This window comes from bacterium (assembly GCA_041649255.1).
Lineage (GTDB): Bacteria > Hydrothermota > UBA3073 > JACQXS01 > JAQTXJ01 > JAQTXJ01.
The window spans coordinates 35,697-56,873 of the sequence record JBAZNK010000011.1 but is presented as its reverse complement, the minus strand read 5'-3'; the positions used below and the strand labels follow the sequence as shown (position 1 = coordinate 56,873).

Below are 21,177 nucleotides of genomic sequence, written 5' to 3'. Positions count from 1 at the left end.
TTGAAATTCTTGACAGTTATAAAATTAGTGCTTAAAGTCGTAACATTATGATAAACATACTAATTATATTAATTTCTTTTTTCCCGTCTTTGAAGGACACCATTACTCCTTCAAAATGGCTTACTGCGGGGCCGTTTTCAACTGCTCCCCGTGAAGGAATCATAGGAGTACTTGATTCCATAGAAAATTTTGTTCCCGTAGAAGGCGCAGAACTGCCGAGTTTTATGGTCCAGGGAGGCACAGTTAAATGGGTTGCCCGCGGTTTGGATTCGACAGGCAGAGTCTTGTTTGATTACGAAGACGTATGGTGGGATACTTTGCAGGACATATACGGTTATGCCGGAGTAAGCAGTGCAAGTTATGCATATGCAACATTCCAAAGCAAGGAATCTTGTTATGCGCTTGCGATTGGCAAGAACGTGTCTTCTTTTAGATTAAATGAAAAAAGTTATTCCATTACTTCTTATTGTCCTACCCCGGTATTATTAAAAGCAGGAGAGAACAGAATTTTTCTGTCCACGGAGAACAGTTTTCGTCTTAGTTTTGTCCCGAGCAAAGACCATTTAATTCTTTTAGAAGATGTTACTGCGCCGGACATCGTTGATACTTCGGTAACTTTTTCCGCACCGATAGCAATTTGTTTTATGAATACTACTATTGAAAAAATGTGTTCTTTAGAGGTTACACTTGAGAAAACGGATTACGTTAAACCTGTCAAAACTTTCATAAACACGATATACCCTTTTGGTGTGAAAAAAGTAAGACTGGATATTGAAGTGGTAAAACCCGTCTCAGGGTTAAAAGAATTATGGCTGCCGATAACCTTAACCTATAAGGGGAACAAGCTTTTAACCGACAGCGTAAAAATAGACATAGTTAAACCCGGCGACCAATACAAAGCTACTTTTATCTCAAAGGTTGACAATTCAGTTCAGTATTTCGGGGTCGTTCCGCCTTTGGATTTTTCACCGGACAAAAAGTATTCTTTAATTGTTTCCCTTCACGGTGCAGGGATAGAAGCTATTGGTTTGGCGAAATGTTATACCCCCAGGGACTGGACGTTTATCGTAACCGCTACAAATCGCAGGCCTTTTGGATTCAACTGGGAAGACTGGGGAACGCTCGATATGCTTGAAGTTCGGCAGGAAGCGATAAAACGTTTCAACATAGACACAACAAAAGTATATCTTATGGGACATTCGATGGGAGGACACGGGACATGGGTTAACGGGTTATTGAATGCCGATTTATTTGCTGCTATAGCGCCTGTAGCCGGATGGAGTTTCTTACAACTTTATGTTCCGAGCATACTTGAAAAGAGTGTTTTCTTTACTCATCCTGAGGCGATTTCTTATCGTAATAGGATAATACGGGAATACTGTCCGTTTGTATTTCTTGAGAATGCAAAGAACACTGGAATATATGCTTTACACGGCGGCAGTGACGACAACGTGCCTCCGATTCACGGACGTATACTCACGGGATATCTTAAGTTAATGAATTACGACGTTCATTATACGGAACTTGCCGGAAAGGGCCACTGGTGGAATGAAAATGATGACGGGGAACGCGGAGCAGGATGCATTAATTACAAAGCGATAATGGATTTCTTTAAAGCACGAACCAGAAACTTTTATCCGAAAGAGATTAGTTACAAGATAGTAACTCCGCTTATCAGAAATAAATATTACTGGGTTACAATAGACGAGCAAGACATAGAATACCAAGATGCGAAAATTGAAGCCAAAGTTAACTCGAACGACATTTCCATAAACACTCAAAATATTACGGCTTTCAGTTTAAGTCTATCGCCGAAACTAATCCCGTTCGGGGAAATAAAATTCATAATAAATAATACCCCGATAAAGTTTTCGTTTAACAAAGAAGAAACGGTTTCATTTGTAAAAAAAGGTAATTATTTTGTTATGGGAAAAGTTGAGCGCAAAGGATTATACAAGAGCTCGCAGCTTTATGGTCCGATAAAACAAGCGTATTTCAGTCCGTTTATTCTGGTCTACGGCAAGGGAGAAACAAATTATGAGAATGCCTCTTCCGAAGCATTTTTCTGGTGGGTAAACGGAAATGGTTTTGTAGAAATGATTCCGGATACCGAGGTAACGGATGAAATAATAAAGAACTACAACATTATTTTATTCGGGAATCCGGATGAGAACAGTTTTACAAAAAAGATAAATTCGAAGCTGCCTATTTATATAAAAGACAAACATATCTGGGCTGGAAAAGAAATGCTTTCCCGGGAAGGGCTTTCTCTTGAAGAGATATATCCCAACCCGTTAAATCCCGAAAAGTTTGTAGTTGTTTATATGGGAGCGGATTCGGAAGGGTCAAGAATATCGCATTATTTTGGGCCTCTTCGCGCGCAATCAGGGGTGCCGGATTTCATAATTTACGATAAATCCGTGAAGAAGAAGGGATGGGATGGCGTTGTATTCACGGGATTTTTCGATAAAAACTGGAAGCTCGATAAACAAACAATGTATAAAAAATTTTAGGAGGAAAGATGACAGGAAAAGATTTCATAGAAACAAAAGGGTTACAAAGGGAAGACATTTTCAAATTATTTTTATTAACGGAAAGATTCAAGAATGCAAGATATACTCATGAAAAACCATTAAGCGGTAAGACTTTTGCTTTGATATTCGAGAAACCGAGTCTCAGGACAAGAGTAACTTTTGAAACCGCGATTAACGAACTCGGGGGGAACTCCATATATCTGTCATCCCAGGATATAGGGCTTGGCAAGAGAGAACCCGTAAAGGACGTGGCGGAAAATTTATCCAGGTGGGTATCGGGGATAGTTGCACGTGTTTTTGAGCATAAAAGCGTTGAAGACCTTGCGAAATATGCAAGCGTTCCGGTTGTAAATGCTTTATCTGACCTTGAACACCCGTGTCAGGCGCTTGCGGATTTTTTCACGATATGGGAAACTTACAAAGAATACAAAGACTTAAAATTCGCATGGGTAGGCGACGGAAACAACGTATGTCATTCACTTATGTTGTTTGCAAATTTATGCGGTTTAAAGATGCACGTAGCGACTCCGAAGGGTTATGAGCCGGCAAAGGAATACGTAAAATTAAGTTCCGCGGTAGTAACGAATGATCCCGTAGAAGCTGTTCGTGACGCAGACATTATATATACCGACGTATGGACTTCAATGGGACAGGAAGAAGAAAAAGCGCTAAGGTTAGAGAAATTCAAAGCATTCCAGATAAATGCGGAACTGGTAAAACATGCAAAACCTTCTTATATTCTGATGCATTGTTTGCCTGCTCACAGGGGTGAAGAAATTACCGCCGAAGTGATTGACTCCCCGCATTCGGTAATTCTTGACCAGGCAGAGAACCGTATGCATACGGAGAAATCGGTTATGGCGTGGTTGTGCGGAAACTTGAAGAAATAAGTATCTCATATTAATCAAAATGGGAATACTATTCTTATTTTGGGCGTTTCAACAACCCAACATTGTCAACCTAAAATCTTATACCGTAAGCGAGTTTCCATCGAAATCCAGCGACCCCGTAGATTTTATTATAATAACAAACGATGAATTAAAGCCTGTTTACGAAGCGCTCAAATCATGGAGAATAGAAAAAGGAACAACCTGTGAGATAAAAACGGTAGAATGGATAGCCCAAAATTATCCCGGCGCAGATGTTCCCGATAGAATCCGTAATTTCTTAAAATCTGCTTATGCCGGTTGGAATACGAGATATGTTTTACTCGGGGGGGACCCTTGTGTCGTTCCATACCGCGGTGCTCAAAGCAAAAACCAGTATTATCCATATTATACTCTTGCGGCTGATTTGTACTACTCTGCCTTAAACGGGACATGGAATGCGGATGGAGATATGATATGGGCAGAAGCAGCTATTGATAGTTCAAATCTTACTCCTCTGGTATGGGTAGGCAGATTTCCCGGGGCAACTCTTGCAGAGGCAACTTTAATAGTAAACAAAACAATCGCTTACGAAAAGTCTCCCGATATTAACTCCGTGGAAAGGGCAGTGTTTCTTGCATCTAAAGATGAAGCTCCTTATGTTCGTCCGATAGTAAATTCTTTCCCCGATTATTTTACTAAAGACACTTTATGGGGAGCATCTAAAAGCACAATTGTTGACTCTCTTGCAAAAGGGTGTGCTTTTTTATACGGCGCTTTTCACGGTTCTTCAACGCAAAATTGGTCAAACCAGGGTGGGGGAGGCATAGATAGGTTAGATATAGACACTTTACTAACTGCTCCTTTATACTCTGTAATTACCATAAGTTGTTATACCAACTGGATAGACGTAGATTGTATGCCCCGTCATTTTATACTAAATCCGTCCGTAAGCATATCCTGTCTTGGAAGTTCAAGAGTAGGTTGGTTCTCCGAAGAAACAAGAACAAATAGTTATTTTTACGAGGCAGTTTTTGACAGCCTGTTCCCTATAGGAAAAGCTCTGGCATGGGCAAAATCCAGAATAATTCCTGACGTATATTATGCCGGCGCAGAAGCTGACGGCAATTACAGGGATGTAGTTTTAGGTTATAACCTTTATGGGGACCCGTGTACCAGATTCTGGACAAAGAAACCTGATTCCTTTTTTGTAAGCCATCCTTCAACGATAACCACGGGAGAAAAAGAAATAAAAATTACGGTAACAAAGGGGAAAACTTTAGTTTCAGGAGCATCGGTATGCATATATAAAAAAGATGAAATATACGGCAGAGGGATTACCGACGGCACAGGAGAAATTATTTTCGTGTCGACGCCTGAGACCGACGGCAACTTAAAATTAGTCGTTTCCAAAACCGATTTCTTGCCTTATGAAGGATACATATCCGTCCAATCCGATTCTGCTTATGTAAAATATAAAAACTATAGTATTGATGGAGACAGCGTTCCTGAATCAGGAGAAGAAATCAAATTATCTCTTTCCTTAGAAAACACCGGAGCAATAACAGCTTTTAATATGTTTGCGAAAATTCTTAACTTATCTCCCTACCTGACACTCCTTGATACTACTCAATCCTATGGCAACTTATCAACAAAAGAAATAAAATCGAAAGAATATAGAATACGTATAGACAAATCCTGTCCCCCGGGGAATATTAATCTTAGTTTAAATATTTATAATAGCATTGATTCTTCCAGAGACACTTTTAATCTAAACATACAGGCGCCATTATTGACACATTACTCACATTCTGCTGACTCTTTGCACTTCATATCCCTGAGAATAAAAAATGCAGGAACGGGTAAGGCTAAGGCAGTAAATACTAAATTATCTTCCCTCACGGCCGGAGTTTCTTTGATTGACTCTTTAGAATATGCGGGAGATATTTCGGCTAATAATATTATACTATTAAGCGATTGTTTTAAGTTTTCCGTTGATAGTGGGACTCCACAATTTGCATTAGAAATTACGGATTCCTGTTCTCACATATGGAATGATACGTTTACCATTTCTTCTCTTAGTCCGCCGACTATTCTTGCTGCATTTGCCAAGCCTAACGGCATATCCGTTAACTGGAATTCAACCTCTGCTTATGGATATAACGTTTACAGGGCATCCGATACGACTCTTCTAAATTCCCAACTAATAAAAAATATATTCTCATTTGAAGATAAATCCTTAACGCCTTATGCAAGCTACTCCTATCTGGTAACTTCTGTCGACAACTCTCTCAATGAAAGCGACCTTTCGTCCCCTGTATCCGGTAGAAGTAATCCTCCTTTCAAGCAGGGCTGGCCTCAATCAGTCAAATACCCTTTTATAAATTCTCCCGTTGTTGTCGACCTTATCCCCGAAGAGCCGGGTTTAGAAATAATCGCAAATATGGATGACCAAAATATATATGCATGGTATGCTTCAGGAGAAGGCGTTTTTGCGTCTAATGGAACTTTTGCTTCAGGATTAGGAAGGTGTTGGACGGCCCCTGTTGTTGCAGACATAGATAAAGACGGAAGTTTTGAAATAATACGAGCGCAATCATGGACAAATACTCCGCAAATATTGGTGTTTGAAAAAGACGGCGTCCTTCGTACAAATTTCCCCGTGCAATTAGCGAACTGCGAAATAGCATCATTTTCATCCCCGGTCGTACAGGATCTGGATAAAGACGGAAATTTAGAAATTATACTGGCAGAGGAATGCTCGAATACCGGTAACGGCAGGAACAGCAGAATTTATGTGTTTAGAGAAAATGGAACTGGGTATTTAAATCCTGATGGAGTTTTTGCCATATGTGACACTTCAATGATAATGGTAGACCCAACTAAAGCGCCATCTGTAGGTATTTGTACGCCTGCCGTTGCAGACATAAACAACGATGACACCCTTGAGATTATTATGGGTTTTTCAAATTACAGTAAAAACGCTGCCAAACCTTCACTCTTTGCATGGAATGGAATAACGGGTCACATAGTTCCGGGTTGGCCGGTTTTTATAAAAGGTGTTGCTTCATCTCCGGCGATAGGAAATATTGACCCTTCATATCAGGGATTAGAAGTAGTCATTCATACCGGCGCGCCTAATAACTTCGTTTACGCTTTTCACTCCGACGGCACTTCCGTAACTAACTGGCCCAAAAACTGCAACTCGACCGATGCCTGGACGTGTATGTCGGGGCCAACCATCGGAGATGTTAACGGTGATGGAGAATTAGAAATAGCTCTTGCGGGAATAAATACATTTCACCTGTGGAAAGGCGATGGAACGATAATTACGGGCTGGCCTATAAGTTTATGCTTTATGAATCAGGTATCCCCGGCAACTCCTATACTTGCGGATATTGATGGAGACAATAAAATTAATTATATAGGTGTTTCGCTTCTTGACGGCACGATATATGCTTTCGAACCAAACGGTACGATTACTGCAGGTTTCCCAATATGTTCCAATGGCAGGACAGACGTAACGCCAATAGTAGGCGATATAGACTTTGACGGTAAAAATGAACTTCTATCTGCAACAAGAGACCGCGAAGTCCGTATATGGGAAGTAACAGGAACTAAAATAGAGTGGGGAACTTTCTGTCATGACAGGTGGCATACGGGGACTTATGGTTTTGTCCCGTACGACACATCTATAATCTCGGCAGAAGAAAAACAACAGCCATTTTGCTTTAAGCTCTTACAAAACGCACCTAACCCGGTTCGAGAAAGAACATCCATTCAATATTGTATAGGGGAAATGGCAACCAGAGTTAAATTAAATATTTACGATGCCTCCGGCAGATTGGTTAAGACTTTAATAGACAATAGTAACGTTAAACCCGGAAACTATAGTATAAGATGGGAAGGCATAAATGACAATGCCAAGAAAGTAGCCTCCGGAATATACTTCTATAAGTTAGAAACGGAAAATTTTAAAGCCACTAAAAAATTGGTACTTATCAAATAATATCTTTTTAATAACCAACCATTCCCCTATTTTAACTCCAAAAAACAAATTTTTGTCCAAAAATGGGAAGAAATGCGAAATTTTGGGAATAAATTTATATTGACTTACAACAATAAGGATATAATTTCCTGAAACCATTATGAAAAAACATTTTACAAATGTTAAGGTTGAGGGTTTGAAACTTAACATAGCGGACATTGCAATAGACAATTTTGTTGCCGCCATTGCAATTGCGGATACAAAAGGGAACATTATATACGCAAACAACTCTTTCCTTAAAATGTGGGAGCTTAAGGATAAAAAAGAAATCATAGGGAAAAACATTGCATCGTTAACGGGCAAAAAGAAAATACCACATAAATCATTAGAAAATATGTACAATACAGGAAACAAATTTGGACAAATGGACATAAAAAGGAAAAACGGGAAAACGATTACCGTTCAACATATTGCAAACATAATTAAAGATAAAATGGGAAAACCCATATGTATGATAGCCTCTTTTGTAGATACGACGGAATCAACAATAACTCACCAGTTATTGGTTGAGAGCGAAGAAAAGTTTCGTGTGCTTGTAAATAATTTTTCGGACATAGTAACGATTCTTGATTCCAGAATGAATATCCGGTATATAAGTCCTTCCGTAGAAAAGGTACTCGGGTATAAAAAAGAATTTTTCATTGGCAAAAACGTTACTCTCTTGATTCATCCTGACGATTTTACAAAAGTCAGCGCAGAAATTAACCGCAAGGATAAACAACCTGCCGGAGGCACTCGTTTTATTGAATTCCGCATTAAGCATAAAAACGGGGAATGGGTGCATTTTGAAGTTATTGCGAATAATCTGCTTAAAAATTCCACGGTAAGAGGGATAATCATAGATATGCGGGATATCACCAAACGGAAGAGCACAGAAAAGGAATTAAAGAAGTCCGAGATATATATACGGACAATGTTTAATTCTATAGCTAACGGAATTATGGTAATAGATGCCAATGCTAAAATACTCGATGTTAACGATTTTCTTCTTTATATGTTTGGGTATACTAAGAAAGGGGACGTTATCGGGAAAAGTTGTCTGGAATTCCTGGCAAAAAAAGAGCACATCAAGGCATTCAGAGGAATAAAATACACGTTAAAAGAAGATTTCAGAACGGGCAAAAAATACAGGCAAGTAAGATATGTCGCCGTGAAAAAGGATAGCACTGTTTTTCCCGTAGAAGTAACAGCAGCGCCTTTAGAAGAGGAAGGCGTTCCGTATGATTCAACAAAAATTGTTATCGTGTTGACAGATATCAGCAAGCGGATAGAAGCAGAGAACAAAACAAAGGAAGCGGAAAAAAGGTTTAAAACCATATTTGAAAATGCAATAGACGGGTTACTTTTAATAGACATAGAACCCAAAAAATTTATTGCCGGAAATAAAATGATGTGTAAAATGCTTGGGTATTCCCAACAAGAAATAAAAAAGCTTGGAGTTAAAAACGTTCATCCTCCGAAATTTTTACCTTACGCCATTCAAGAATTTGAAAAGCTTGTAAACAAAGAAATTACATTAACGAAAGATATTCTATTTAAGAGAAAAAATGGCAGCACGTTTTATGCCGATGTTAGCGCATCTCCGATAATGTTATCCGGCAAAGAATATTTAATGGCTATTTTTAGAGACAGCACCGAGCGAAGGAAAACGGAGCAACTGGAAAAGCTTCTCATAATGGGACAATTGTCCGGCGGGATAGCCCACGAGTTAAGGAACCCGCTTGGGGCTATCAAAAACAGCGTTTATTTTCTTAATATGTCCCTTGAAAAGCCCCGTCCGGAAATCAAAGAAGCCCTTGAAATTTTACAAAAAGAAATATCTACATCCGAAAGGGTTATCAACAGTTTATTACATTTTGCCTCTCCCAGACCTCCAATCCAACGTAACACGGATATTAACGCGGTTGTTCAATGGGCATTATTTCATATAAAAGTCCCGTCAAATATTAAAGTCATTATTCAGCTCGGGGAAAAATTACCTTCCATTCCGGCAGACCCCGAACAACTGAGACAGGTATTTGGAAACATTCTGATTAACGCCATACAGTCAATGCCAAAAGGAGGGAAATTATTAATAAAATCCGGATTGCATAGATCGGGATGGTTATATTTTTCTTTTACGGATACGGGAGTAGGTATACCCGACAAAAATATGGGGAAAATTTTCGAACCCTTTTTTACAACCAGAGCGAAAGGAGTCGGGCTCGGGTTATCGGTTAGCAAGATCTTTGTGGAACAGCATGGGGGGATTATAGGAGTGCAAAGTAAAGTCAACAAAGGGAGTAGTTTTACGGCAAAGCTGCCTATAATTAAGAGAATATGGAAAAAGAAAACAACATTTTGATAGTTGATGACGACGAGGGCACCTGTAAAAGCCTTAAGTTAATATTTAATAAGAAAGGATACAAAGTTGATACGGCTGTCTCGGGAGAAAGCGCCATAAAACAGATGCGAAAAAAATCATTTAATGCGGCAGTGCTTGATATAAAACTTCCCGATATAGAAGGAGTTGAATTAATAAGTTCTTTCCGGAAAACAAACCCGGGAATAGCAATAATCGTAATTACTGCGTATGCATCTTTGAAAACTGCAATGCGAGCAATAAATGAAGGCGCAAACGCTTACATTACAAAACCTATCAATATTTATGAATTGCTGGATAAAATAAAAGAGTTGCTGACAAAGCAGGAAAAGCAAAGTTTTTTGGAAACGGAATACCGTAAATTAATAAAATACAAACAAACAAAAAAGGAATTACTGAAAGAAAAGGAAAAAATAGAAAACCTAAAAATACCGTATAAGCTTTACACTTCCATTAAATATATAAAACAAAATTACAAGAATCCTCATCTTGGCATAAAAGATATCGCTTCTGCGGTGGGAATGAACATTAAAAGTCTTTCTCGTTTATGGAAATCATATATGGAGTTAAGCCCGAAAGATTTCTTAAATAATCTCCGCATAGAAAAAGCGATAAGTTTGTTAATGAAGACGGATTTGCCTATTTCACAAGTAGCTAAAAAAATCGGGTTTTCAAAAGAATATTTTTGTATAGTATTTAAGTCTCGAATACAGCAAACTCCTATGAAATATAGGAAATCACATTGTATAAAAAGAGAAAATAGGGCAAGAAAGGAGCCCCAGGAAACAAACTCAGCCAAAGGCTGAGTCCGCTCCGGCGGAAAAAAGTAGAATTTGTTTGTTTTTAGCGCTTGGAACTTATCTCGGTCGGGTAAGTTCCAAGCGTTTCGTGTAAATACTAAACCGCTCTCCAAAGAACAGATAAAAATAAAAAAAGATAAATTCAGACAGGATTAACAGGATTGAATTGCAGGGAAGTTATTTCTTCACATCGTAGGGAACGCATATCCTCCAAATCCGCCTGAGGCGGAGCGGGACAAGTATGCTTTCCCTACCCACCTATGTCTCAGAATGCAACATTACAGATTAGCAAAATACATTTCAAACAAAAAACTTGCAAAAAATAAGTTCTGGTAGTATATGGTATAATAGGTGGTTGGATATGAGCGATACTAAAAAGAATAGTATTTTAATAGTTGATGACGATGAAAGTACCTGTAAGAGCTTAAAGCTTATATTCGATAAAAAAGGATATAAAGTAGACATAGCATTATCCGGGGAAAAAGCTTTAGAAAAAATTCAGAATAATTTTTTTAACCTGGCGCTACTGGATATTAAATTACCTGACATAGAAGGCGCCGATTTAATAACTCCATTTATCAAATTGCAGCCAAGCATAGTAATAATAATAATAACCGGGTATGCTTCTATGGAAACCGCAATGTGGGCATTGAATAAAAACGTTTTTGCGTACATTACAAAACCTTTGATTATGGATGAACTGCTGGAAAAGATAGATGAAGCAATGGGAAGGACGCGAAGCAAAAAATTGCTGCCCGAGAAAACACTCTCAGAATTAAAAACAACAAAAGATGAGACAAAAGCAATAAAAACGCACATTAAACTTTATAAAGCAATTAAATATATAAAAGAAAATTATAAAAAAACCAAATTATCTTCGGAAGAAATAGCTGATACTGTCGGAATGCAGTGTAAAAGTTTTTCCCGTATGTGGAAGAAAACAATGAATACAAGCATATCGGATTATATAAACAACCTAAAAATAGAAGCAAGCAAAACAATGCTTACGAATACTCCTATGTATATTTCACAGATAGCACACAAGTTAGGCTTGACACATAAACATTTTTGCAGGCTTTTTAAAACCAAAGTAGGCGTATCCCCGAATCAATATAGGAACTCTTCTCAACGGTGAACGGAAAAACAAAATCCAAGTAACCGCACCTGTCTGCCGGTCGGATAGGCACAGAGAGATCCTCCTCCAAACACACTGGCGGACAAGTTCGCTACACTCAGGATGACAGAAAGACACGAAAACAGAGAATGTATAGTCCTTCAAGCTAAGGCACTCAAGCAAGAGATTATACGAGATAAAATAAAACGATTCCGGAGATAACAGGTAGAATATTCGAGAATAAACACGAATTAGCGCGAAACCAATTTGAGCTGGGGTGGGCGTCAAACTTCCCCGCAAAATATTCAGGGCATTATCCTCCCCTCCAAACAGACGGTGTGCAGGCAAGCAGAATGGCGGACAAGAAGCCCCGTTCTACCCAATAAAAAGATTTCAAGAGAGTGTTTCCCCAATAAGATTGTCGTTGACACTTTCTTATTATTTGCTTATTCTAAAACTCTATGGATAAAACTGCGCTAATCATCGGTGCAGGTCCGGCGGGTCTGACTGCGGCGTATGAACTACTGGACAAAACAAATATCAAGCCCATTATTTTTGAGCAAAGCAACGACATCGGCGGGATTTCAAAGACCGTAAATTACAAAGGGAACAGGATAGACATTGGCGGGCATCGTTTTTTTTCCAAGTCAAAAATAATAATGGACTGGTGGCAAAACATTTTCCCCTTACAGGGTGCTCCCGCAAAAGACGACTTGATTTTAAAAAGAGTTTCCGGTTTCCCGCAGGAAGCATTTTCAAGAAAAATCAAAGACAGCACTGTCTCAAAAATAAAAGCTCCTGACCCGGAAAAAGAAGATAAAGTGATGTTAATACGAAACCGCATTTCGCGAATAATATTTTTAAGAAAGTTTTATGATTACCCGTTAAGTCTAAATAAAGATATGGTGTCAAAACTAGGCATTCTTACTATGGCGAAATTCGGGTTCAGTTATTTAAAGTCCATAATGTTTCCAATCAAACCGGAAAACTCTCTGGAAGATTTTTTTATCAACCGTTTCGGGAAAGAATTATACCTGGCTTTTTTTAAGAATTATACGGAAAAGGTATGGGGAATTTCCTGTAAAGAATTAAAGCCCGAATGGGGAATGCAGCGAATAAAAGGCGTTTCGGTAAAGGAAGTTCTGAGAGATGCCATTAGAAATTCACTGTCCGGGAACAAAAACCTTGAACAAAAAAATAAAGAAACATCATTGATAAGACAATATATTTATCCGAAATATGGTCCCGGGCAACTGTGGGAAGAAGTAGCAAACATAATAACAATGGCAGGCGGAGAAGTTCATAAAAATCAAAAAGTTATCGGGATTACCCGTGAAAAAAATAAAATAACCGGTGTTAAAATCAAAGATACCATTACGGGAAACACAAATACTATAGAAGGAGATTTTGTTTTTTCGACTATGTCCGTAAAGGAGTTAATAGAAGGAATGGGAAAGAGTGATATCCCGCAGGAGATAAGAGAGACCTCTCAGGGGTTGACTTATCGCAGCATTGTCGTAGTAGGATTTTTGCTTAACAAAATGAAAATCAAAAACGATACCAAAATTAAAACCATTAACGATATAATCCCGGACAATTGGATATACATACAGGAGCCGGAAGTCCAGGCGGGGCGGCTTCAAATTTATAACAACTGGAGTCCTTATATGATAAAGGATATGACAAAAGTCTGGCTGGGAATGGAATATTTCTGTAATGAAGGGGATGAATTCTGGAATAGCGATGACGAGAAGACCGTTAGTTTTGCAAAAGAAGAATTATTAAAATTGGACATTATATATGAAGAAGATATACTGGATAAAATTGTCATAAGAATGCCAAAAGCTTATCCTGTTTATTCGGGAACATATAATAAAATAGACGCGATAAAAAACTACTTGAACGGATTTGAGAATTTGTTTTTAATAGGAAGGAATGGAATGCACAGGTATAACAACCAGGATCATTCGATGCTTTCGGCGATAGTTGCGGTTGAAAATATAATAAAAGGGGCAAAGGGGAAAGACAACATATGGAATGTAAATACGGAGCAGGAATACCAGGAAAAGTAAAGCGATACATTCCCTGGGGTATTTTATTAATTGCGTTTTCGCTTTTATTCATACGGTTATCTTTTTTGTGTTTCTGGGGAGATGAAGCTGGGGTAGTAGAGGTAATAACGCGCAAGATAAAACATTTTTATGAGGGCGGGCATCCTTGTTTATATTATATTTTTGCGTATTTATGGACTAAGATTTTCGGGATAAGCGAAGCCGGGTTAAGGTCGTTTTCTTCATTGTGTGCAATAGGTACAGTTTTTGTAAGTTACAAATTAATATCCAGAGTTACGGACAAAAAGACTGCTTGTTTGAGTATTTTATTGTTATCGCTTTCGCCGTTTTTTATCCTTTTTTCGAGAATGGGACGATACTATTCGTTAACGGGTTTGCTCAGCATTTCTTCTTTGTATTTTTTCCGGAACTTTTTTGAGAAGGACGACATAAAGAGTAAAATATTTTACACTCTTGTAACGGCAGCTCTTTTTTATACCGAGTATTTTGCGGGAGCAACCATTATTATAATAGAAAATTTATACGTGCTTTTCAGGAAGAGAAATCTCCTGTTTTTGAAAAAGTGGTTTTTAAGCCAGCTGGTAATTCTGTTGGCGTTCAGTCCTTTTATAGGGATTTCGGTTTCGCAAGTTACCGCTTGTTACAAGGACATTCCCGTGGAATTATCAACCGGGTTAAAAAGTATGGTAGTTAAGTTGTTTTGTATTTTGTATGATTTTTGTTTTGGAGAGACTATTTTACCTCTGGAGTTATGGGTAGTAATTCCCGGGGTTCTGGTATATTTAATTTGTTTTATAAACAGTATAAAAAGAGTAGGACTTTTATCTATTTTCTTACTTCTGGTTCTACCGATTAGTATGGTAGTATTCCTGACTTCCGGTTATACGCCGGCAGTTCCGATAGCGCATATAGCAAGGATACTGTTGTTCATCGCTCCTTTATGTTATGCGATAATAAGTATCGGGATGCTTAATTTAAAGAACAGGGTTTTGCGAATGGGATGTTTTATTATTATTGTTTTAATTTCCTGTTACGGGTTAAGGAATTATTTTACCAAATCTCATTTTATCAATCCGCATTATATAATCCCGTGGAAAGAAATCGTTCAGGATATAAAATGCAAGGCGCTTCCCGGGGACAGGATATTAACCCCGGATATGTGTTTTGAATATTATTCAAAAAATTTATTAGACTTAACGGCGTTAAGTTTTTACTCTATCAAATCCGGTATAGAGGACTCTGCGTGTTCTAGAATATGGCTTGTAGTGAGGGACAGGGGGCAAAGGAACGTAGTTAAAAGAGACAACGCATCAATGGACAGTCTTGATAAATACGGGTTAAAGGAGATAATGCAAAAAGGGTATGTTAAGCTCAGTCCGCTGGATATTTACTTCAAGGAAAAGTTGTTAAAGAGGGAAGTCTGGGATTACAATGTGAAGGTGTTTTTATATGCGAAAGATTCGACAGGGTATCGTTTAAGTTTGTGACAATTAGAATTATTTATGGGGAGGTTGGATCATCCGCTCCAATCCGTCTCAGAGTGGATTGCATCTATCCTTTGTGTTCTATATGTTTTGATTTCCTGCTTTTAGCGGTAGAAAATCTTTTGATGATAGTTATCAAGAATTTCCATCCCGGGGGCGATATTTTTTAATTCAAAGATTTCCTTGACGGACGACTTTTTTTAATTTAATGTGCATTTAAAGTCACCATAAAAAGTAAATCGTATTATGAAACACAGCAACATTTTAATCGTAGACGACAACAGGAGTTTTTGTCTTTCGCTGAAAAAACTACTACTAAGAAAAGGGCACACGATAGACATTGCCCTAACCGGGAAGGAAGCTCTCACAAAACTGAAAGACAAATTTTTCAATATTATTATCCTTGATATTCGTTTACCTGATGCGGACGGGTTGGAATTAATCCCGCATTTTAAAGCAATACATCCGAATATGGAAGCGATTATAATAACCGCATATCCTTCTTTTAAGAACACGATGCAAGCTGCAAACAAAGGCGTTTCGGGATACTTCACGAAACCCCTGAACATAAAAGAGGTTTTAGGGAAAATTGACAGTGTTCTCGAAAAGCAGTGTATTTCAATGGAGAAGGAAAAACTACTTGATGCAATAAAGTATAAATTTGTCGGGCATAAACAAGAGGATACGAGTGTAATAGGGGATATTGAAGATTTGCCTTTCAGGATAAGGAAAGCGGTTCGTTATATAGAGAAGCATTACAGGGATCCGGAATTATCGGTAGCGGATATAGCGGCGGCGGGAGGGATGCATCCCGGGTATTTTTCTTCTTTATGGGGGGAGACGACAAAGACGAGTGTATCAAGTTTTATAAACGAGCGCAAGATAGAAAAAGCAAAAAATTTATTACTGCGTAAGAATGCGTACATTTCTCAGGTAGCATATGAAGTAGGATTAAAGCCGGATTACTTTTCCAAAGTTTTTAAGCGGCTAGTAGGAGTTTCTCCGAAACGGTATCGCAACGAGACCCTCCCGGGAACAAGAAAGCACAAGAGAGATTAATATTTTACTATGAATTTTTCTTGCCAAATAAAATTAATCACATAATTTTTGCCATAATAATTGAATATTGTTTTCTTGTTATTTGGATTTAAGATTATTTAGTTGACGGAATGAATTTACAAAATAACATACTTATTTTTTAAGCCGAAAGGAAACGAATGAACTTTATAGTATTAATGTTTACTTGTTTAAGCGTTCAAAACAGTGACTCTTTAGCCGAGGAGCAGCGCTTGAAAATAAAGGTGGAAAAAGTATCCGTTGCCCCTGTGATTGACGGAAAACTTAATGATGAATGTTGGGATGAAGCATCTGTCTGTTCGAGTTTTGTCCAGACGGCTCCTTTTTGCGGGAAAGCGTCAACAACAAAGACAATAGTAAAAGTAATCCGGGATTCCAAAACTTTATTCGTATCTTTTTACTGCCCGAAGCAGAATAGAAAACCCGTAGCGGGAGTTGTCAAGGAAGACATTCTTGGAATGAACGACCAGGCAATGATAATTCTTGATACATACAATGATAAAAACAAAGCGTACCTTTTTGCAGTAAATCCCCTGAACGTAAAAACGGAGGCAAAGATTTCAAAAGACGGCAACGTGATTGATACGCAGTGGGACGAAATCTGGTATTCGGGAGTTTCCGTAAGTGATACGGGATGGACTGCCGAGTTTGCGATTCCGTTTAACAATTTGCATTTCAACACGGAAAGCGGATACAAATGGGGCGCAAATTTTGTGAGAGTGGATTATGAAGATTTGCCCGAATCGGAATGGAGCGTATGGAGTTATACGGGAGCGAATCCTTATCGCGTTTCCAAAACAGGGGAATTCATTTTTAAGGAAAAACCGGTTCCGTCGTCACCGCTTACGATTATGCCTTATGGCGCAATAAGAGGAGAAAAAAAGAACATCGGCGGGGACATAAAAAGAACGGTTCTTACTCTTATGGACCTTGGATTTAGCCTGTATACGGACCCGAATTATTACGACGTAAACCAGAATAAAGTTTTAATAACTCCCACAAAAGAAGAAGTGCTGACGATTCCCGAGGAAAGGAATATTCTCGTTGAGAACCGTACTTTTCTTTTTTCGCCGTATCCTTTAATTAATACGAGAGTAATGGACAGCATAAAATATGCGTACAGGATATCGGGGAAAGCAAGAGAATATGATGCGGCTTATTTAAATGTAAACACGATGAAGCCGGAACAAAATTATTCTTTCCTTTGCATAGAGAGGGAATTTTTCAGGGGGTCGAGCGTATCGTGGTATGACTTAAAAGTGGATACCAACAGGGTAATGAGCACGCAGTTGGATTTTTCTTTGCCGAGAGAGATCAGACCGGAGTTCCAGTATTCCTGGAATTTAGGCGAGAAAGCGCCGTCGTTATTTTATTGCAACGTTTCAAGAGAGACGCCGTTATTTTCGGTAGGTGCTGGGTATGTGAACGTTAGTCCGAAATTCAGGGCGAATATGGGGATGTTTCCGGACAGCGGGCAGGATTACTGGGTAATGGGAAATTACAATTTACGAATGAGTAAAATCATATATAAAATCACGCCGTCTTTTTCGTATAATAAGGACACTTCAAGCGCGGGAATTTGTTTATTGTTGAAAAACGGGATTGAGGGCGGAGTATGGGGATGGCAGGAAAACGATAATCATTCAAGTTTATATGATAATAAAACATATTTTATAGGATATAATAAAGACAACTGGGCGCCGATGGTGAGGGTTTCGTATCTTCCCTGGCCGGAGAAGGTCTGCTTGGCGGGCAGGTTAAGTTTTTTTGGGAAAGTAGCGCCTGATTTTGAAGTTTCGGTGCTGCATTTAAATGGGGATTCGGTGAGTGTGGATTTGGGGTTAAGCGGAAGGGCGGGCGAGAAAGTTTCGTTCCGTATATTTAGTGAAAAAGGGAAGGAAACGGATTTGGTTTCTACGAATGGGGTGTTGAGGTATAGGTTTAAACCGGAAGGATATTTCTCCGTAGCGTATGGAGAAACAAGAAACATAAACAGGGAAGATTTAACGAGAAAAGATTACGTACTTGAGGCAAAAATTTATTATCAATTTGGAGTGGCGGTGGAGAAGCTTTCGAAGCTGGCGTTTTAAAATGAACGATATAACAAATAATAATTTTACGGATACAGGAACTCTGAAATCTGAAAGTTGTATAAAACAAAACAATTTCCTCCGGGTATGAAACACGATATGGGAGGAATCACTTTTGGAAGTTTTATTTTCGTATGTCCTGGACAGATTGAACTGGGGATTTTGCCACACGAAAGTGCTCACGTATCGCAATATGGTAGTCTTGGACCTTTATTTATTCCTGCTTATATTACACAGGGACTTGGAGCAGGACTTAATCACGATCTAATCCAATTGGAAATTGATGCAAACTGGGAATCGTGGATAATAGACCATAGGAGATAGGAGGAGAATAATGAAAAGAGTATTAAAATTATTTATATTCTTATTTGTTTTTTTGTTGATGGGGTGTTTTTTTGTTCACCCGGTATATATTAACAATTCAATTAATCACAAGATTGGTTTATATAGGGAGGGTGGCTATGTTGGAGAGATACCCTCCGATACTATTATTGAAGTTGGACAAATAATGAATGATGCAGGTGGTAAGGATTTCCAGACGTTGTTTGTGGCTGCAACGGAAGAAAAAGTAATTTTTTCAAAATGCGTTTCTTGGAATGAACTTGAGGGACAGGAATGGGCATTGACAATAATGGACCAAGGAGATACTGCTACAAAGGCACTTGAACGTTTCGTTTGTGCATTAATGAGTCCGAAGGAAGGCGATACAATTAAATTAGATTGGACAAGTCAAGATACCCTTATAATTTTAACACACTTTGGAGCGCCTGAAAAAGGGAAATGGAATGAATTATATAAAAACAACTTACTAACCGAGGATATAAAAAAAGCATACGAAGCATATCTTAATACGGAAAATTTTAAAAAGTTCAGGGATAAATTACGTAAATATGTATTGAAATTATTTGAAACTGATAAATTATCTTATGGAAAATGGCGATGATACGGCAGCAAAAGAGTAAAAACTATAAATTCTGGGACTAGCTGGATGATAAGTTTGATAGATAGATATGAAAATCATAAATAATAGCATTTTAAACAGGGAGGGACTTATGAGTAAAAAAATATTCTTTTGTTTAGGAATTTTGGTAATGCCTATATTGGGGTTGGCACAAAACTATACCGCGCCGGTGATTGGTTAGACGATAATAAAAAATGAAAAAAATAAATAATAACGATACTACCGTAAATGAAAAAGATTAATACCAGATTAACACAGAAACAGAAATATATTTCGTGAAGTTTGCAGCAGGAAATTATAAAGAAACGAGGAAGTTAGTGTTGATGAAATAGAGAACGAAAAACAGGGTAGAGGTGGGAGCACGTGCTCCCAGCTACCCATATTATTTATAGGGATATTATTGGGAACAAATGTATTTGCAGGTGCGCCGAATGTTTTATGGACAAAGACTTATGGGGGACAGTGAAAAAGCATTTCATTCCGGTAATAATTCTTATTTTTTTGGGAAATAACGGATTTGCTAAGTCCAGGGAAAATATTCCATCGGGATTATTTCTGTCCGGCAATTTTGGTTTTGGTATTTATGAAAATCTTGCAAAAGCCAAAAATCACCCTTTTGTTGATTCTGTTTTCTTAGATAAAAGGAATGGTTGTTTGTGTGCAGGATTTAAATTGGAATATGGTTATTCTATAGTAGATATAAGATTTGTTTATGATAAAAAATGGTATGATGTTTCAAAAAATCCAGTACCATCAGACACAAGTTTAGATACCTCATATGCATTTGGAGCTACATATATACCATTAACGATAGGAGTACATACATTGCCTTCTAGTTTGCCATTTCAAGTTGTACCTGAAATAGGATTTTGTTGGAATAACGAATACATATCTAAAAAACACAGGGGTGCAAAAGAGGCTTACCGAGAAGAGATAAGAGAGACCGGAACTATGTGTGGAATTTCTTGCATATATGATAGATATTTAGTTGGTGGAATGCTTTTTTTTAAAGGTGGGTATTTTTTCAGCAATCTCCCTACATTTAAAATGAATACTTATTATTTGCAATGCAGATTAACCGGGGCAAACTCTAAAAATAAAACCTTATTTTTTGGAGAAGGAGAAACAGGATTTTCAATGAAAACAGATGGACGAAAATCTTTTTACATTTCCTTCGGATTCGGGCTTAATTTGCTTACACTCTCTGAATTAGGCACTATTTAAATTAATAAAATATATGAAAAAATAAGGGGGAGGAAAAATGAAGAAATATTTATTGATAGTAGTTTTGGGAGTGTTGATAACCGGATGCGGGAAGGAACCTGCTTCAAGATATGATAATTATACTCTTCAAGGGACTGTATACTTTGGGGGCGCGGAGATAGCGGGAGACTCCGTAGAAATGACTCATTGGGCATATGAAGACACTACAACAAAAAAATACATAGATACTGTTTTAACAGATTCAATTGGACAATATCGTTTTGAATACGTCAGCGATACTTCCCATGCTTTTAATATGCCGTTCAAAGTTCGCGCAAAGAATAGCACCGGTACGTGGTCTTCTTTTCAATGGGATAGTGTAGGTCCTAACGAAACCGTAACATTGGATTTTCATCTGTAAAAAAGAACGGAAAACAAAAAACGGAAAGAATTTTTGGACGCACCCTCCAAACAGAACGGCGGGCCATGCCCTCCTATCAAGTAACTCCAATAAATAGTCTGAACGGCGGGCAGGCCTAACGGCAGGTAAACAGGCAGGAACAAAT

14 protein-coding genes are annotated in these 21,177 nt (G+C 38.2%); all 14 read left to right on the top strand.

Features of this window, described 5'->3' with window-relative positions:
* Nucleotides 1–47: 47 nt before the first annotated feature.
* Entirely contained in the window at nucleotides 48–2,513 is a 2,466-nt protein-coding gene (locus WC614_08535; GenBank protein ID MFA5033052.1) for a prolyl oligopeptidase family serine peptidase, read from the top strand.
* An 8-nt stretch (nucleotides 2,514–2,521) separates the two neighbouring features.
* Nucleotides 2,522–3,424, top strand: a complete 903-nt coding sequence (argF, locus tag WC614_08530; GenBank protein MFA5033051.1) for an ornithine carbamoyltransferase — start codon at nucleotides 2,522–2,524, stop codon at nucleotides 3,422–3,424.
* Between the two features lie 19 nt (nucleotides 3,425–3,443).
* Nucleotides 3,444–7,409: a C25 family cysteine peptidase gene (locus WC614_08525; GenBank protein ID MFA5033050.1), complete on the top strand. Its 3,966-nt coding sequence runs from the start codon at nucleotides 3,444–3,446 to the stop codon at nucleotides 7,407–7,409.
* 139 nt (nucleotides 7,410–7,548) lie between these two features.
* Complete coding sequence (locus tag WC614_08520) at nucleotides 7,549–9,792, top strand: PAS domain S-box protein (GenBank protein MFA5033049.1); 2,244 nt, start codon at nucleotides 7,549–7,551, stop codon at nucleotides 9,790–9,792.
* Nucleotides 9,768–10,616 carry a response regulator gene (locus tag WC614_08515; GenBank protein MFA5033048.1) on the top strand — a complete coding sequence of 283 codons (849 nt, stop codon included), beginning with the start codon at nucleotides 9,768–9,770 and terminating at the stop codon, nucleotides 10,614–10,616. The genes WC614_08520 and WC614_08515 overlap by 25 nt, the downstream gene beginning before the upstream one ends.
* A gap of 355 nt (nucleotides 10,617–10,971) precedes the next feature.
* Nucleotides 10,972–11,745, top strand: a complete 774-nt coding sequence (locus tag WC614_08510; GenBank protein MFA5033047.1) for a DNA-binding response regulator — start codon at nucleotides 10,972–10,974, stop codon at nucleotides 11,743–11,745.
* Nucleotides 11,746–12,185: 440 nt separating this feature from the next.
* A complete protein-coding gene (locus WC614_08505; protein MFA5033046.1) occupies nucleotides 12,186–13,796 on the top strand; it encodes an NAD(P)/FAD-dependent oxidoreductase in 1,611 nt (536 codons plus the stop codon).
* On the top strand, nucleotides 13,757–15,283 hold the full coding sequence (locus WC614_08500) for a glycosyltransferase family 39 protein (protein ID MFA5033045.1): 1,527 nt from the start codon (nucleotides 13,757–13,759) through the stop codon (nucleotides 15,281–15,283). Before WC614_08505 ends, WC614_08500 begins: the two co-directional genes overlap by 40 nt.
* Before the next feature lie 243 nt (nucleotides 15,284–15,526).
* Nucleotides 15,527–16,339: a response regulator gene (locus WC614_08495; GenBank protein MFA5033044.1), complete on the top strand. Its 813-nt coding sequence runs from the start codon at nucleotides 15,527–15,529 to the stop codon at nucleotides 16,337–16,339.
* A 158-nt stretch (nucleotides 16,340–16,497) separates the two neighbouring features.
* The gene (locus tag WC614_08490) at nucleotides 16,498–18,447 is read left to right on the top strand and encodes a carbohydrate binding family 9 domain-containing protein (protein ID MFA5033043.1); all 1,950 of its coding nucleotides are present in this window, start codon (nucleotides 16,498–16,500) and stop codon (nucleotides 18,445–18,447) included.
* Nucleotides 18,448–18,534: 87 nt separating this feature from the next.
* Complete coding sequence (locus tag WC614_08485; protein ID MFA5033042.1) at nucleotides 18,535–18,771, top strand: hypothetical protein; 237 nt, start codon at nucleotides 18,535–18,537, stop codon at nucleotides 18,769–18,771.
* 10 nt (nucleotides 18,772–18,781) lie between these two features.
* Nucleotides 18,782–19,390, top strand: coding sequence for a hypothetical protein (locus WC614_08480; GenBank protein MFA5033041.1), 609 nt, complete (start codon nucleotides 18,782–18,784; stop codon nucleotides 19,388–19,390).
* A 456-nt stretch (nucleotides 19,391–19,846) separates the two neighbouring features.
* Nucleotides 19,847–20,632: a hypothetical protein gene (locus tag WC614_08475; protein ID MFA5033040.1), complete on the top strand. Its 786-nt coding sequence runs from the start codon at nucleotides 19,847–19,849 to the stop codon at nucleotides 20,630–20,632.
* A gap of 37 nt (nucleotides 20,633–20,669) precedes the next feature.
* Nucleotides 20,670–21,032 (top strand): hypothetical protein, encoded by a 363-nt coding sequence (locus WC614_08470; GenBank protein MFA5033039.1) that lies wholly within the window; start codon nucleotides 20,670–20,672, stop codon nucleotides 21,030–21,032.
* Nucleotides 21,033–21,177 lie beyond the last annotated feature (145 nt).